The sequence below is a fragment of the Hyphomicrobium sp. genome (assembly GCF_019753045.1).
GTDB lineage: Bacteria > Pseudomonadota > Alphaproteobacteria > Rhizobiales > Hyphomicrobiaceae > Hyphomicrobium_B.
The window spans coordinates 1-15,251 of the sequence record NZ_JAIELN010000027.1 but is presented as its reverse complement, the minus strand read 5'-3'; the positions used below and the strand labels follow the sequence as shown (position 1 = coordinate 15,251).

The window sequence follows — 15,251 nt, the reverse complement described above, 5'->3', positions numbered from 1 at the left end:
GGAGAGGGAACTGATCGCCACCCCTAACCCCTCCCCCCTCAAGGGGAGGGGAAATCGGTTCGGCGGAATCCTGCCTAAACCCGCATCGGCATCAGCACGTAAAGCGCGCTGCCGTCGCCGCCGTCGCGGACCATCGTCGGCGAACCGGGATCGGCCAGCAGAAACCGCGCGTCTTCGCTCTCGAGCTGATCGGCAATGTCGAGCAGATAACGTGCGTTGAACCCGATCTCGAGCGGACCGGACGAATAGCCGACGGCGATCTCTTCCGTCGCGCTGCCGCCTTCAGGATTGTTCACAGTCAGGATCAGCTTGTCCTTGCCGACGTTGAGCTTCACCGCGCGCCCGCGCTCGCTCGCAATCGTTGACACGCGATCGACCGCACTCTTGAACGACGCGTTCGGCACTTTCATTTCTTTGTCGTTGTTGTGCGGAATGACGCGTCCGTAATCCGGGAACGTCCCGTCGATCAGCTTCGACGTCAGCACGACCGGCCCGATCTCGAACCTGACCTTCGTCTGCGAAACGCCGACTTTGACTTTCGCACTCGTGTCTTCGAGAAGCCGCGCGAGCTCGTGCACCGTCTTCCGCGGCACGATAACGCCCGGCATGCCTTCCGCGCCTTTCGGCAAAGGCAGTTCGACTTGCGCCAGGCGGTGACCGTCGGTCGCGACCGCGCGCAGTGTCTTGGTGCCGTTGGTCTCCGCGGGGTGCAAATAGATGCCGTTGAGGTAGTAGCGTGTTTCTTCTGTCGAGATAGCGAAGCGCGTCTTGTCGATAAGCCGCTTCAGGTCTCCGGCTTCGATCGTGAACTCATGACCGATTTCGCCGACAGCCAGATCCGGGAAGTCGTCGGCCGAGAGCATCTGCAGGCTGAAACGCGAATGACCCGACGTGATCGTCAGGCGCTCTTTGTCGCCGTCGCGCTTCATTTCGATCTCGGCGCCGTCGGGAAGCTTACGCACGATGTCGTGCAGAACGTGCGCCGGAACGGTCAGCGTGCCGGGCGTCGCAACCTTCGCGCTGACGCTCTCGCTGACCTCGCGCTCGAGATCCGTCGCCTTGAACATCAAAACGTCGCCGGTCGCCTTCAGCATGACGTTCGACAGGATCGGTATCGTCGTGCGGCGTTCAACGACGCTCGTAACGTGGCTTAGCGCCTTCAAGAGTTCCCCACGTTCGATCTCGAGACGCATGTCTATCCTCAGCATTGACTATGAAATTGCGCGTGGAATGGCGGCCTGAAACCGCCGTGGCGTCACGCGCAAGAAAACGGTTGGCCCCGGAGCGAACGGAATCGCCCACGGAGCCGGATCAGAGCCGAAAGATGGCATCTTTTCAAGCAAGATGTATTGGCCAGCCCAGAACGGACCCGCCCCCGCGCCGATCCGGCGCGGATTCGACCAGGAATCCAAGGCACGGAGGCTCGACGAGCCACCTCATGGCAAGGCCGGCACTCCGGGGGAGGTGTGCCGGCCCTACGTCGCATCAGGCCGCAAGGGGTGACTTTGCGGTCAGTGGTTGAGAAGCCTCTTCAGCTCCTCAAGCTCGTCTCCGAGGTTCGGATTCTTACTGATTTCGCCCTCGATTTTGCGGATCGCATGCAGGACGGTCGTGTGGTCGCGGCCACCGAAACGGCGTCCGATTTCCGGGAGCGACCGCGCCGTCAGATGCTTGGCGAGATACATTCCGATCTGGCGAGGCCAGACGACGGAACGATGACGCCTCTGCGACAGGAGATCGCCCTTCGACACGCCGTAATGCCTGGAAATGATGCGCAGGATGTCTTCGATCTTGATCCGGCGCGGCTCGAGGTTCTGAACGAGATCGCGAATGACGGTCTCGGCGATATCGAGCGTGATCTGCGTGCGCATATACTGCCACGTCGCATAAAGGCGCGTAACTGCACCCTCGAGCTCGCGGCCGTTCTCCGTAAGTCTCGACGCCAAGAGATCGATGACGTCCCGCGACAGAGAGAACGACGGATCCGCCGCCCGCTTCTCGGCAAGCCGCTTGTCGAGCACTTTGAGCCGCAGCTCGTGATCGAGCGATTGCAGCTCCGTGACGAGGCCGCGCTGCAGGCGCGAACGCATGCGTTCGTTGAGGCGCTCGATCTGGTTGGGAGCCCGTGCCGACGCGACGACGACCTGTTTGCCGCCGTCGAGCAACGCGTTGATGATGTGATCGAACTCCTGCTCCGTGCGTTCACCCTGCAGGAATTCGAGGTCGTCGATCAGCAACATGTTGATGTTGCGGAACCGCTCCTTGAAAGCCAAGGGATCGGACGAGCGGAGAGCCTCGACGAACTGATAACGGAAGCGTTCCGCCGTCAGGTAAAGAACCTGAGCGTTCGGCGCGCGCTTCTTCACTTCCCAGGCGATGGCGTGAAGAAGATGGCTTTTGCCGAGGCCGACCTGCGAGTGGATATAGAGCGGGTTGTATCCCGGCGCGCCGGAAAGAACCGTTTCGGCGACCTGCGTCGCGCCCGCGTGCGCCATGCGGTTCGAGGCGCCAACGACGAAGCTTTCGAACGTATAGCGCGGGTCGAGCGGAGAGCCCTCAAGGCCGCCGGCCGATGTCCGCTGCACCGGAAGCACCGGCGCGCGCAAGGCCGCGGGACGCTGTGGAAGATCGGTGTGTGCCGCCGGCGGAGGCGTTGCAGCGGTTGCCGCAGTGTTGGCGTCTTGAGGACGCGCTTCGCCCGGCCTCTGCGCAACCGCACCCGGCTGGCGCCAGACCACTTCGACGCGTTCCACGGTCGCGAACTCTATCCGCGAGCAGTGCAGCAGATGATCGGAATAATGTTCTTGAATCCAGTTGCGAACGAATTTCACAGGCACCGAAACCTTGACGATCCGGCCGTCGAAGCTTTCGAATTCCAAGCTCTTGAACCAGCTCGAATAGACCTCGTCGCCGAGCTGAACCTTCAGCATCGCACGAACCTTCTGACCGCGGCCCTCTACCGCGCTCGTCGGAGTCTCGGCGCCCTGTCCGCTACCGACATCCTGAGACTCTGCTTTTTGTGCTGCCTGCATAGTATTTACTCCCCGCTGATAACGCGGGACGCCTGGAAGCGCCCCCCTCTTCACCGTTCGGCGTAACCCTCCGCCGTTCGGTGCCGTCTATGCCGTCTCTGATTTCGCGTTAGCCCTGCACCCAATCGAGACCCGCAAATTTCCAACCGGAAATCCGTCCGCGGTGCTGGCTAGCGTCTAATGGTCCCTCAAAGCCCTCCATGACGTTGCGACACCGGCGATACCCCACCGCCGTCATTTGTTCTGCAGCCATCCGGCTGCGGCCGCCTGAGCGGCAAATGAAGAAGATCTCGGCGTCCTTCTCCACACCCCTGGCAGTCAGCGCTGCGTCTAGACGTTCAGTGAAGTCCGGGGCGGTCCGGCCGTCTGGAAATGTCTGCCATTCCATCAGCACAACTTCCCCATGGAGCCTGGAAAGATCCGGAATTCCAACGAACGCCCACTCGGCACGAGTACGAACATCCACAAGAACGGCCTTCGGATCGCCTTCGAGACGCTTCCACGTTTCGAGGACGGGTACGTCCTCGACTCCAGAAGCTTCCAGTTTTTCCACTTATCCCCTCACCGTCACACGCAGTACTGATAAAGACCCGCGTAAGTATCCCCAGGTAAGGCCCGGAGAATCCCCAGTTGCTCTGGTCGCCGCCACAGCAACGCCAAAGGTTAGTCGCAGGTCTTTATCTATTTTGACGATGCGCTCGCGGTCGCCAATTCTATTGGCCCTCGAACGCTACGCTCGCCGAACTTACCTGTGCGAACGACCGCTTTTACCCCGCTGCCATCCACTGAGAAATTTACTAGCCCTTAACCTTCTTTTCGACAAGCGGCTCTGGTCCCCATTATGGGCGTCCAGCGAGAAGAAAAGTTGTCCACAGGTGTTGGTGACAACGTGAGTCACTTCGCAAGCCCTGTGCATAAATGCCTGACTCATTCGGGATTTTGACAGTTGAGGAACACGGGCAAGCCGCGTGGTCGCAGCTGTCACCGATACGTCATTTTTTTTTAGGACCGCACGAGAACGGAGGCTGTGCCCTTCGCCGGTTTACACGCCCAGCGCGCATGATTGCCCGGATTTCAGCAGGTTAATGGCGTTAAAAAAAACGGGCCCGAAATTGGACCCGCTCTTTACCGGTGCGAATGTGCAACAGGGAGGAAAATTGGCCCCTGTTATTCACATGTACGTTACGCGCTCATGGCCTTGACACGCTGAGCGAGCCTGGAAACCTTCCGGCTGGCCGTGCGCTTGTGCATGACGCCCTTCTGGGCGCTGCGGACAAGCAGGGGCTCGGCGGCGGCGAGAGCGGCCTTGGCCTTTGCGACATCGCCGGAAGCAATAGCCTCTTCGACAGTGCGAACTTCGGATTTGACGCGCGTGCGGCGGCTCTTGTTCACCTCAGTGCGGCGGATCATCTGGCGCGTGGCTTTTTTCGCCGACGACGTGTTAGCCATAGGTTGTCCTTACATTGCTACGAATACGCCCGCGCGTTAGCGGAAAGCTAGGCGAGGCGGTGGGTTGAAGAAATCTCTCGTCGGCCCAGGATTGTTGGTCCAGGCACACGGTTTGCGGGGGGTATAGCCGTCCGAAAGTGATCGGTCAATGAATCAGCATGATGAAAAAGCCCGATATCGGGCGGAATTCGATGTCGCCGCCGGTCGCAGCGCTTTTCCCCGCCATTTGCGATAAGCCGTATGGCCTAAAAGGCCGAAGCCTAGCATCTTGGGGGGATCTCTAGAGAATGTTGTCTTGGACCGGATGGCTGTTTGCCCTGGCAGCCGCGATTTTTGCGACCATCTTGGCCGCCGCCGCCAACCAGCCGATGTTGCAAATGGCCGCCGTGGCCGCCGTCAGCATCGCAATTGCTCTCATCGCGATCCGCGAGCATCGGCAGCTCAATGACGTCGGTGCCCCCGCAACCGCCGTTGCAAGTTCGACCGCACGTTATCTCGCACTGATATGGGCATGGGGCGGGCTGACGTTGCTGGTGACCTACCTGTTCGTCATCGATGCGCATTGGCGCGAATGGTGGCAGTTCTTCTTAGGGTTCGCTTTCGCAGCCTTGGCGAGCATCGGTTTCTCGTTCCTTCTCGATCGCGATCGGGCGGCCGGACGCACTGACGCGACGCTCGTCAAGTTTGGACGCATTCTGCTGAAAGCGCAGATCGTCGGCATGGTCGCTGGCATCATCAGCCTCTTCGTCGACGAGAAATTTCCGCGCGCGGAAACTCACGCCGATTGGGCCGGCTGCAACATCTTCTTCTTCGGCGCTCTGGCAATTGCAGCGATCAGCCTCGATGCGATACGGTCGCCCGCCAACGCGTGATCGAAGACGAGACGCCTCTCACCACAGGGACATTCGGCCTAAATGACCTTGCGCCCAGCTCTTCCCTTGCTGCTGACGACGCTCGCAGTAGCCCTGATCGCCATGTTCCTGGCCGCAGGCGCTCTGCAGAAAGTCGAAGCGGCGATCGCCGCAGCGGTCTTCGTATTCGTCATCGTGACGGCGGCAATACGAACGAACGCGCCGGTATGGCGGCGAGCGCCGGACGTCGGCGAGATAACGGCGCGTGATGCGATGATCGCAACCACACGGCTGGTGATGCTGAGCTTTCTTTGGTGCGGACTCGCTTTCTTCGCGATCTATCTCGGCACCAGCATTCGCTGGCAGCACGGCTGGGAATATGGCTCCGCCATGGTGCTGGTCGCTGGAGCCTACGCCTATTACCTGTCGCGTCTGAAAGACCCGCATGATGACTGGTCGAAACCTCAGGCGATCGAACGCATGGTTCGATTTATGACCTATCAGGCGTTCGCCATCGCCGGCGGACTTATCTGGCTCATCAGCTCGGGAAAGCTCGCAACGCTCCGCGGCGATTGGGCGGCAAACCAGCTTTTCCTCGCCGGCGGTTTCGCCGTGATGTGCCTCAGCGCCATCATCGTCAAGACGAACAGCACCCTCGCCGAACGTCACGCCGCCAACTGACCTCGCATCTCACCGTTGACAGCGCGGGCAATAGAATGTCGCGCGCCCCGAGTGGACGGCACGGCGTATCTCGCCCCCGCACCCCGGAGTTTGGCAGACGGACCCCGCGCGATCGTAAACCCCGAACCTCTCCTGAAAAGACCCGCGCTTTCCGTCGGCATGCCTGTAATCGCGAAGCGTCGAACCGCCAGCGTCGATCGCGCGTTCGAGCACGTCCCGGATTGCCGGCACCAGCTTGATGGCGCGTTCCGTCGGCGCCCCGCGCCGATTGGCCAGGCTCGCGGCGGCCCTGTCCGGCGACAACCCCGCCTGATAGAGCGCTTCCGAAACGTAGATGTTTCCAAGCCCCGCGATGACGTGCTGATCCATCAGAAAGGCCTTGAGATTGACCTTTCTTCCCAGCGCCTTGGACGCCAGATATTCAGCCGTCAGCTCCTCGCCGAGCGGCTCGGCGCCAAGATCGCGAAAGAGCGCATGCTGCGGGCGCTCCCTATGCGCCATCATCACCATGAAGCCGAACCGCCTCGGATCATTGTAGATCACCTTCGTCCCATCCGAGAGATTGAGCACGACGTGATCGTGCGTCGGATCTGGGCCCGTCCCATGCGCGTAATGGCCCGGAGTATCGGCAATCCCGCCGTGGACAATGGTGAAGCGCCCGGTCATGCCGAGATGCATGACGAGATCCTCCCCGCTCGACAGCGATGCAATCAGGTATTTCGCGCGGCGCTCGAGCCCGACGATCGACTGCCCGGCGACCCGCTGGGCAAATCTCTCAGGAAACGGAAACCGTAAATCGGGCCGCCGCGCGTCGAGCGATGCCACCCGGCGGCCAACGAGAACCGGCGCCAGGCCGCGACGAACGGTTTCGACCTCCGGAAGCTCGGGCATGGCTGCAAGAATACCTGGTGTTGAGGCGGCGTTGAGGATGAGACGAGCCGACGATAGCGCGCCAACGCGCGAACGGCTATGCTGCGGATATGGATCAGAATTCACAAACTACAAGCCAGAATACCGCCCAGAATACGGCTGAGCACGCGTCCGAAAATACGGCGTCGTTCGGCTTCCGCGCCGTTCCAGAGACCGAGCGCCAGGGCCTCGTCAACAAGGTCTTCGCGTCCGTCGCCGGCCGTTACGATCTGATGAACGACCTGATGTCGGGCGGCCTGCATCGGCTGTGGAAGCGCGAGTTCGTCACGATGCTCAACCCGCCGCGCGGCGCAACGCCGTTCAAGCTGCTCGATGTTGCGGGCGGCACCGGCGACATCTCGATCCGCTATGCCGAGGATAGCGGACCGAACGCCACCGCCGTCATCTGCGACATCAGCCCCGAGATGCTTGAGGTAGGGCGCCGCCGCATCGCTGACGCCGGTCTGCAAAACCGCATTCAGTGCGTCGAAGGCAACGCCGAGGAATTGCCCTTTGAGAGCAGCAGCTTCGACGCCTACACGATCGCATTCGGCATTCGCAACGTCACCCACATTGATAAGGCGCTTTCCGAAGCCTATCGCGTCTTGAAACCCGGCGGCCGCTTCCTTTGCCTCGAATTTTCCGAATGCCGGGTTCCGGTTCTCGACCGCCTCTACGACTTTCACTCATTCGAGATCATTCCACGCCTCGGCCAATTGACGGCCGGAGACGCTGAATCTTATCGCTATCTCGTTGAAAGCATCCGCCGTTTCCCGACCCAGGAGAAATTCGCGGAACTCGTTCGCAATGCCGGGTTTTCTCGCGTCAACTACCGGAATTTGACGGGCGGCATCGCGGCCATCCACGGCGGCTGGAAGATCTGACGGCAACAATCCAAAGGCGTTCTGACTCCGACGGTGTGTCTGCAATTGACGCCGCGCGAGACCGTTCATAGTTTTCCACGCAGGGACGGGAAGAAACTTTTTCTTCCCTAGGAGGAGGTGGGACACATGAAAACGATCACTCTTGCCTGTGCGTTGGCAGTAGCCGCCATTTCTTTTGGCGCCGGAACCGCAAACGCTGGATGTACGACGAAAGGCGCGGTCGCCACGTCGTCGTCGGCTGATTCCGCGAAGTGGTTTGCAATGGAAACGATGGTGCAGAACGTCAGCTGGGGCCTCTGGCCGGGCTTCCTCGCCAACGGCGACGTCGCTGGCTACAAGGTCGTCAACAAGCAGTACAGGTGCAAGCCCGATGGCGGCATGGTCACCTGCCACGGCCGCGCGACCTTCTGCACGAAATAAGCGAATTTGAAATTCCGAATTCCGGAAGCGCCCGTGACGACACGCGGGCGCTTTTCGTTTTTCTCCCGCGTTGTCCCGAAACATTGGTCGAGTTGCATGGCAACCTCGTCGCCGCGCTTCGCAATGGCGCAGGATATTTAACCGTCTTTACCCGATACATGAGGTTCGCTTGACCTAGACGCATTGCGGCGCAATGTGACCTCAGGCCAGCTATCGACCCACGAAACAGGACCACGAAATCGAAGTCATGCCCGGAGCGATCCTTAACACGCTAAGACTCGCGCGCGCCGGGTTTGTGCTTGCACAGTATGGAGTTCGGTTCGTGCCGGCAGGCGTGCCGGTGCCCCTGCCGCTCAAAATCGCGCGCGCGGCAACGCTGCCCATCGAGTTCCTGTCGGCGCCCTTTCAAAAAAGCGTACCGCGATCAACCCGCGTCGCAACCGCGCTGACGAAGCTCGGTCCGAGCTACGTCAAGCTCGGACAGTTCTTGGCGACCCGCGCCGACGTCATCGGTCCTGAACTGTCGGCGGATTTGCGCCACCTCCAGGACAAGGCCGAACCCTTCTCTATGGCGGAAGCCCGCGAGACGGTTGAGCGCGCCCTCGGCGGCAAACTGGAAGATCACTTCGTCGAGTTTGGCCCGCCCGTCGCTGCCGCGTCGATCGCCCAAGTCCACAAGGCCTACGTGCTCGAAAATGGCATCAGGAAAGCCGTCGCTGTCAAAATCCTGCGCCCCAATATCGAGAAGCGCTTCAATCGCGACCTCGATAGCTACTATTTCGCGGCGCAGATGATCGAACGCTTTTATCCGCCCGCACGGCGTTTGAAGCCCGTCGCCGTCGTCGACAATTTGAAGCACACGACCGTGCTCGAAATGGATCTCCGTCTCGAGGCCGCCGCGATTTCCGAGATGGCCGCGAACACCACCGCGGACGACGGCTTTCGCGTCCCCACCATCGATTGGAAACGTACCGCGAAGCGCGTGCTGACGGTCGAATGGATCGACGGCACGCCGATTTCGCATCGCGAAACGCTGCAGGCAAAAGGCTTCGACACCGCCGCGCTCGGCCTGACAGTATTGCGATCGTTCCTCCGCCACGCGATGCGCGACGGCTTTTTTCACGCCGACATGCATCAGGGAAACCTGTTCGTCGATGACAAGGGCATGGTCGTCGCCGTCGACTTCGGCATCATGGGCCGGCTCGGCCTCGCCGAGCGTCGTTTCCTTGCCGAGATCCTGCATGGCCTCATCACGCGCGATTATCATCGCGCCGCCGCCATCCACTTTGAAGCCGGCTACGTTCCGTCTCACCACACCGTCGAGGAATTTGCGCAGGCGATGCGCGCCATCGGCGAGCCCATTCAGGGACGGACGGCGGAAGAAATCTCGATGGCCGATCTGCTCGGCCAGCTTTTCGCCTACACCGAAGTCTTCGACATGGAGACCCGGCCGGAACTCATCCTGCTGCAAAAGAGCATGGTCATCGTCGAAGGCGTCGCACGCGATCTCGATCCGTCGCTCAACGTCTGGGTTGCAGCCGAGCCCGTCGCCAAGGAATGGATGGAAGCCAACCTGTCGCCGCTTGGCCGCCTCCGCGAGGCCGGGCGCGGCGCGGAATCCATCGGTGAAGTTCTGCTGAAAACGCCAGCCCTTCTCCAAAATCTTGCTCAGGCGATCACCGGCTATTCCGAAATGGCGCGCTCCGGCGTCCGCCTTGACGATCAGACGATCGAAAACATCGCTTCTCGCTCCAAGCGGAGCCGCGCCGCCGATATCGCGCTCTGGATCGGCGCGCTGAGCCTCGCCGTCATTGCCGTAAAGCTGTTCGGCTTTTTCTGATCCAGTACCGCCACTACCGCTTCGCCTTGCGCGGGCCGACAAGATGCGTGCCGTGCGCAATTGCAGCCGTCGCCCGCATCGCTGCAGCAATATAGACGACCTCCGCGATTTCAGCTTCCGTCACGCCCGCGTTCTCTGCATTGGTGCGATGAACTTCGAGGCTGTACGGACACTGCGTCGCAAGCGCCACGCCAAGCGCAATCAATTCCTTGTAGCGCCGCGGAATAGCTCCTGGCGCCATCGCCGCCCGGTCGAAATTTTCGAACGCGGCCATCGTCGTCGCAGAGAGATTACGAAGATGCGGCAAGTTAGATAAATTGGCGATATCATACATTTGGAGCCTCCCTCGATCGGCGTCACTCGATCTGCCGATTTGTAAAGAAGCCTCGTGACGTTTGCGTCGAAGGTCAAGTCGCCCTCGCAGGGAGAGAACTGAGGAGAGAAAGATGGCAGACCATCGGCCGCCGCTACCGCCGTTCACGCGCGAAACCGCAATACAAAAAGTCCGCGCGGCGGAAGACGGATGGAATTCCCGCGACCCCCATAAGGTCTCGCTCGCCTACACCGTCGACAGCCACTGGCGCAATCGCGCCGAATTTCCCGTCGGCCGCGAACAGATCGTCGAATTTCTGACGCGTAAATGGAACCGCGAGCTCGACTATCGCCTGATCAAGGAACTCTGGACCTTCGCCGACAATCGCATCGCCGTCCGCTTCGCCTACGAATTCCGCGACGACAGCTTTCAGTGGTACCGTTCATACGGAAACGAGAACTGGGAATTCGATGGTAACGGCCTGATGCGGCTGCGTTACGCCAGCATCAACGACCTCAGAATCTCGGAAAGCGATCGCAAATTCCATTGGCCGCTCGGACCCCGCCCCGCCGATCATCCGGGACTTTCCGATCTCGGGCTTTAGAAGGCGATTGCTGAACGAAACGATCGGCGCCGCGCAATTGCCGGCGCCGATTTTTTTTATTGCGAACTCACTGCGGGCCGCGTCGCCGGCGTCCGCACAATGAAGCCGAGAAGGAAAATAGTGCCCGCAGTAATACCGTAGGCGATCAGCTGCATGCCCGTTGGCTTGGCCATATAACCGATCAAGATGTGCAGGATCTGTCCCACCCAGCTCTTTTCCGACAGAAGCCACGACGTATCCCAAACCGGCGTGTCGAGAACGTTGAGGAGACCGGCGCTGGAAAGCTGCGCTACCGCAGACGCTGCAAGGCCTGCAGCGAGCAGCGTCACCAGAACACCGGTTACCGAGAACATCCGCTTCAATGGAATTGCGGCAAGGCCGAAATAAAGCACCATCGACACGGCGGCGCCGAGCGCCAGCCCAATCGCTGACCCGAGTAGCAGTTGGAGCGCCGTTTCCGTTCCACCCATGACGATGCCGGTCATGAAGAGCACGACCTCGCTACCCTCGCGCATGACCGCGATGGCAACCGCCGCTCCAAGCGCGAATAGCGATCGGCGGCCCGCAGTCACATCGTTTCCGAGTTGCTTTAACTGTTGCGTCATCTCGCGCGCGTGCTGCGCCATCCAGACGACGTGCCAAGCCAGCATCACGACAGCAAAGAGCAGAATTGCCGCGATGAAAATTTCGTGCCCGCGGCCGTCGAATGCGTTCGAGATGCCGGCCGCGAAGAACGCGACGACGGCTGACCCGGCAATCCCAGCGAGAACGCCGAGAGACACCGCACCGCCCCGCCCGATCACGCCACGCGAGGCGGCAAGCACCACGCCGATGATCAGACCTGCTTCGAGAACTTCGCGGAAAACGAGAACGAGCGCGGCAAGCATGGGCGATTACTCCGCAACGATATGGCCCAACGCCGTATCCTGGTGAAATTCGCCGAAGAACATGTAGGTCCCCGGCTTCAGCGGCTTCACCCTGATGACGGCGCTGCTGTTACCGGCGATGATTTTCTCGAACCCAAGCTCGTAGCTTTCAAATTCTTCCGGAGTCGCGTCCAGATTCTTGACCGTAATCTTGATCGGTTTGCCGACCGGCAGCTTCAGCGAGTCCGGCTCGAACTTGTGGTCTTTGATGGAGATCTCGACCGCGTGCTCTTCCTCTGCGGCCTGAACCTTGGACGCGCAAATTGAAGCCCCGCTAACGGCGATTACAGAGACGGCGATTGCGGAAATGAAAGCGCGAAAGCGCGCGCCGGTACGCGAGGAGAAAGAAGTGCTCATTGCAACTCCCAATAGGTCAGGATTCAAGGTCCCGAGATCAGGTTCAGCGGCCACCTAGAGCCAAGTAGCCAATAATAGTCAAGAATTTTCGCCCCTAAGAGGCTGGCGAGAATTTTACGAATTCGTGAGGTGGGGGAAGAGTTTTCGCGGTTATCCGGCATTGCCATTTTTTGGCCAGGAGGATGCGGTGCATATGCAGCGCGGGAATAGGTATCCAACGAGGATTGGCTATGTACTCCCGCGCCTCCCATTCGACCGATGCATTCCCCTCCTACGAGCTGGGAGACGTGCTTTCACGGGCCGAAGAGCCAGAAGCTTTCTATGCTGGCGAGCCGATCTCCGTGCCGCCGAGAAAGCGCGGTAATCCGGTTCGGAGATTATATTTATTCTTGTTCGTCGTGCTCGGCGCGGGTGCAGGTCTCACGCATTTTGACGTCCCGGTGCAGCAGTGGATTGCCGGCGTCCAGCAGATTATCGCGACGGAAATGGCCGCGAGACAACCGGCCCCGCCGCTCGAACCGATACCGGCGCATGATGTGGCGACTGCCGAAAATTCGTCGCCTCTGCCGCAACCGCCGCCCGAAACACATTCTCAGTCGTTGCCCGAAGTTGTCATCGCGGAAGCGCCAGGCGCCGGAACGGTTTCTCAAACTTGGGAGACAAACACCGACGCTGCCGCGGCTAGCGCATCATCGCCTCCAGCCACGCCGGCCGATCCCTATCGCAAGCGCGCGGAAGCTGCAGGACTTCATCCCGATCTCTCTCGCGTGCTCTTGGCACACCTGACCGCAACGGATTATCGCAACGCCGCCTTCGCCATCGACAAGGCAGTGAAGACGGTTCCGGACGATGGGAATTTTGCGTGGCCTCGCTCCGGCAAGGGCGGCGTCGCAGTCTTCAACGTTCATTTCGTGCCGGGCGCCGGACGCGACTGCCGCCGCTATGTCGTAACCGTGACTAAGGATCGATGGACGACGACAGCACTCCCGATGGAACGCTGCGGCGTCAAGCTCGCATCTCGCGGCCAAGTGAAAGAACAGTCCGTCGAGTGACGCTCTGCCTCAGGGCCCCTGAAGACCAAACGCCTGGCGCATCTTTTTACGAAGGTTCGAGTCCTTGGATTTGTCGCCCGCTTTACCGAGTGCTGGACCACCGTACGTCGCGTACAAGAAATCGCGAACCTCGGGAGCCCGGTCGTACTGATGGACGGCAGCCGGAACGGCTCCCTTCGCAGTCACCAGAACCCCGTCCTTCACCTTGAGGAATTTGGTGTTCCGGCCCGAGAGCGTCGCGATCGCACCGTCAAAAGGGATCACGATGGCAGACGGCGCGAGATTGAGACGGGCCACGACATTCGTCGTCGCCTGATCAACGCCCGAACGCATGTGATGTCTGCGCTCGATCAATTGACCGAGGAGCAGTTTCTCCCACAGGTACATGATCGCGTCGCCATGCCGGGCGAGCACCGTGCCGCTGCAAATGACTTCGTGATGCCTGACGCGCTCGTACACATCCGCGCCGAATGTTCTCCGGATCGCATTGCCGTTCCATCCGGCAACATCGTGCGAGAAGCCTTCGCCCTCTTCGCAAAATATCATCGGCGCATCGGGCAGAGCCTGAAAGATGTCGGCCTGAAATACGACGTCGCGCGTATCGGCCAGAAACACCCGCTCCACTTGCCCCGTGAGAGCCTGCAAAACAGCGATGTAATCAGCGACACGCGCGAAATTCATGTGCGGCCGGCCGAGGCCCGGTGAGCCCGGGTCCAACAGATAATCGACACCTTCGGCTTCAAGTGCTTTGCCGAGTTCCGCATCATCGTTGACGACGAGAAGAATGCGGCAATCGTGAAATTTCCGCGCCGACCGAACAAACGGCCTCAAGTCCGCGATGCTGTAGTTGCGCCCGATTCCGAGAATGAGATTCTTGCCGGTCCCATGCCGCAATTTGATCTGCGGCCTTGGCCGAACGAGCTCACTGCGCAGCCAGCGGGCATAAAGTTTCGACCAGATATAGTCGAGCATACCGTCAGATATCCTAACCCAGCAGGCGCATCGCCCTGCAATTCCTCGCCGCGAGTTCTAGACGCCACCGGGAACGATGCAAAGTGAACTCCAACAAATCGGAGGCGAAAGATGAAACCCGGTTTGCCCACAAGCTGCAAAAAACAAAAAACGCGCCGCGGTGCACGAGGCACAGCGGCGCGTTTTGAATACGATCGATAGAGGGCACTGATTGACTTCTTTGATGGCGCATCGCGACTCCCGTTCCGGGAGCCGGCCGCGATGCGCGCAATTTAGAAATTCACATGACGTCTCGGCAGACCTGGCAACGACCTACTCTCCCGCGTCTTAAGACGAAGTACCATCGGCGCAGGGGCGTTTCACGGCCGAGTTCGGAATGGGATCGGGTGCAGCCACCCCGCCATAATCACCAGGTCGGCGGAGACGTCATATGACTTCTGTTTCTGGTCTTTTCTGATCTTGTGCCTACGCCCATCGTGCTCTGCGCTACAGCCCGCTAGGGCTCAGCGGCCAAGGGCCGCCGTCGCTGAGCGACGCCTCGCGGAGGAGCCGGCGCGTCGCGCCGAACAGCTCCGTGAGCGATTTCGATGAGCATTGCTAAATGAGAGCAATCAAGCCAATCGAGTTATTAGTACCGGTAAGCTACACGCCTTGCAGCGCTTCCACACCCGGCCTATCAACGTGGTGGTCTTCCACGACTCTCGAGGGAGAACTCGTTTTGAGGTGGGTTTCCCGCTTAGATGCTTTCAGCGGTTATCCCGTCCGTACATAGCTACCCAGCGCTGCAGCAGGCGCCACAACTGGTACACCAGAGGTACGTCCATCCCGGTCCTCTCGTACTAAGGACAGATCCTCTCAATTCTCCTACACCTACGGCAGATAGGGACCGAACTGTCTCGCGACGTTCTGAACCCAGCTCACGTACCACTTTAAATGGCGAACAGCCATACCCTTGGGACCT

At 60.2% G+C, this 15,251-nt stretch carries 16 protein-coding genes and 2 rRNA genes; 7 read left to right on the top strand and 11 right to left on the bottom strand.

Translation table 11 applies throughout. The annotated features are described in order from the left end of the window. Window positions 1–74 precede the first annotated feature (74 nt). From dnaN to rpsT, 4 genes are all read right to left on the bottom strand, one after another. Window positions 75–1,193 carry a DNA polymerase III subunit beta gene (dnaN, locus tag K2Q04_RS20925; protein ID WP_092862485.1) on the bottom strand — a complete coding sequence of 373 codons (1,119 nt, stop codon included), beginning with the start codon at window positions 1,191–1,193 and terminating at the stop codon, window positions 75–77. 318 nt (window positions 1,194–1,511) lie between these two features. Continuing rightward, complete coding sequence (dnaA, locus tag K2Q04_RS20920; protein WP_291167210.1) at window positions 1,512–3,032, bottom strand: chromosomal replication initiator protein DnaA; 1,521 nt, start codon at window positions 3,030–3,032, stop codon at window positions 1,512–1,514. A 109-nt stretch (window positions 3,033–3,141) separates the two neighbouring features. Continuing rightward, entirely contained in the window at window positions 3,142–3,585 is a 444-nt protein-coding gene (locus K2Q04_RS20915; protein ID WP_291167205.1) for a rhodanese-like domain-containing protein, read from the bottom strand. A gap of 629 nt (window positions 3,586–4,214) precedes the next feature. Further along, window positions 4,215–4,481: a 30S ribosomal protein S20 gene (gene rpsT / locus K2Q04_RS20910; protein WP_291167202.1), complete on the bottom strand. Its 267-nt coding sequence runs from the start codon at window positions 4,479–4,481 to the stop codon at window positions 4,215–4,217. A 287-nt stretch (window positions 4,482–4,768) separates the two neighbouring features. Here rpsT and K2Q04_RS20905 point away from each other — a divergent pair, with 287 nt between their 5' ends. Together K2Q04_RS20905 and K2Q04_RS20900 are read left to right on the top strand one after the other, a co-directional pair. Further along, complete coding sequence (locus K2Q04_RS20905) at window positions 4,769–5,353, top strand: hypothetical protein (protein WP_291167200.1); 585 nt, start codon at window positions 4,769–4,771, stop codon at window positions 5,351–5,353. A gap of 42 nt (window positions 5,354–5,395) precedes the next feature. Beyond that, on the top strand, window positions 5,396–6,013 hold the full coding sequence (locus tag K2Q04_RS20900) for a hypothetical protein (protein WP_291167198.1): 618 nt from the start codon (window positions 5,396–5,398) through the stop codon (window positions 6,011–6,013). A gap of 9 nt (window positions 6,014–6,022) precedes the next feature. Here K2Q04_RS20900 and mutM read toward each other — a convergent pair whose 3' ends face one another. Beyond that, window positions 6,023–6,904 carry a bifunctional DNA-formamidopyrimidine glycosylase/DNA-(apurinic or apyrimidinic site) lyase gene (gene mutM / locus K2Q04_RS20895; RefSeq protein ID WP_291167291.1) on the bottom strand — a complete coding sequence of 294 codons (882 nt, stop codon included), beginning with the start codon at window positions 6,902–6,904 and terminating at the stop codon, window positions 6,023–6,025. 89 nt (window positions 6,905–6,993) lie between these two features. On the opposite strand from mutM, the gene ubiE reads away from it, so the two are divergent. From ubiE to ubiB, 3 genes are all read left to right on the top strand, one after another. Then, on the top strand, window positions 6,994–7,806 hold the full coding sequence (ubiE, locus tag K2Q04_RS20890) for a bifunctional demethylmenaquinone methyltransferase/2-methoxy-6-polyprenyl-1,4-benzoquinol methylase UbiE (RefSeq protein ID WP_291167195.1): 813 nt from the start codon (window positions 6,994–6,996) through the stop codon (window positions 7,804–7,806). Window positions 7,807–7,932: 126 nt separating this feature from the next. Further along, a complete protein-coding gene (locus K2Q04_RS20885) occupies window positions 7,933–8,226 on the top strand; it encodes a hypothetical protein (protein ID WP_291167193.1) in 294 nt (97 codons plus the stop codon). 247 nt (window positions 8,227–8,473) lie between these two features. Further along, the gene (ubiB, locus tag K2Q04_RS20880) at window positions 8,474–10,066 is read left to right on the top strand and encodes a 2-polyprenylphenol 6-hydroxylase (protein ID WP_291167190.1); all 1,593 of its coding nucleotides are present in this window, start codon (window positions 8,474–8,476) and stop codon (window positions 10,064–10,066) included. Window positions 10,067–10,079: 13 nt separating this feature from the next. Here the strand turns inward: ubiB and K2Q04_RS20875 are convergent, their stop codons facing one another. After that, complete coding sequence (locus K2Q04_RS20875; RefSeq protein ID WP_045838265.1) at window positions 10,080–10,400, bottom strand: carboxymuconolactone decarboxylase family protein; 321 nt, start codon at window positions 10,398–10,400, stop codon at window positions 10,080–10,082. Window positions 10,401–10,512: 112 nt separating this feature from the next. Here K2Q04_RS20875 and K2Q04_RS20870 point away from each other — a divergent pair, with 112 nt between their 5' ends. Next, a complete protein-coding gene (locus K2Q04_RS20870; RefSeq protein WP_291167188.1) occupies window positions 10,513–10,983 on the top strand; it encodes a nuclear transport factor 2 family protein in 471 nt (156 codons plus the stop codon). 56 nt (window positions 10,984–11,039) lie between these two features. On the opposite strand, the gene K2Q04_RS20865 is transcribed toward K2Q04_RS20870, so the two are convergent. Together K2Q04_RS20865 and K2Q04_RS20860 are read right to left on the bottom strand one after the other, a co-directional pair. Then, entirely contained in the window at window positions 11,040–11,870 is an 831-nt protein-coding gene (locus tag K2Q04_RS20865) for an FTR1 family protein (protein ID WP_291167185.1), read from the bottom strand. Between the two features lie 6 nt (window positions 11,871–11,876). Beyond that, window positions 11,877–12,266, bottom strand: a complete 390-nt coding sequence (locus tag K2Q04_RS20860; protein ID WP_291167183.1) for a cupredoxin domain-containing protein — start codon at window positions 12,264–12,266, stop codon at window positions 11,877–11,879. A gap of 230 nt (window positions 12,267–12,496) precedes the next feature. Here K2Q04_RS20860 and K2Q04_RS20855 point away from each other — a divergent pair, with 230 nt between their 5' ends. Continuing rightward, entirely contained in the window at window positions 12,497–13,318 is an 822-nt protein-coding gene (locus K2Q04_RS20855; protein WP_291167181.1) for a hypothetical protein, read from the top strand. A 9-nt stretch (window positions 13,319–13,327) separates the two neighbouring features. On the opposite strand, the gene K2Q04_RS20850 is transcribed toward K2Q04_RS20855, so the two are convergent. From K2Q04_RS20850 to K2Q04_RS20840, 3 genes are all read right to left on the bottom strand, one after another. Further along, a complete protein-coding gene (locus K2Q04_RS20850; protein ID WP_291167179.1) occupies window positions 13,328–14,290 on the bottom strand; it encodes a hypothetical protein in 963 nt (320 codons plus the stop codon). A 299-nt stretch (window positions 14,291–14,589) separates the two neighbouring features. After that, window positions 14,590–14,704 (bottom strand): 5S ribosomal RNA (gene rrf, locus K2Q04_RS20845). Between the two features lie 193 nt (window positions 14,705–14,897). Beyond that, a 23S ribosomal RNA gene (locus K2Q04_RS20840) occupies window positions 14,898–15,251 on the bottom strand; the annotation flags it as partial.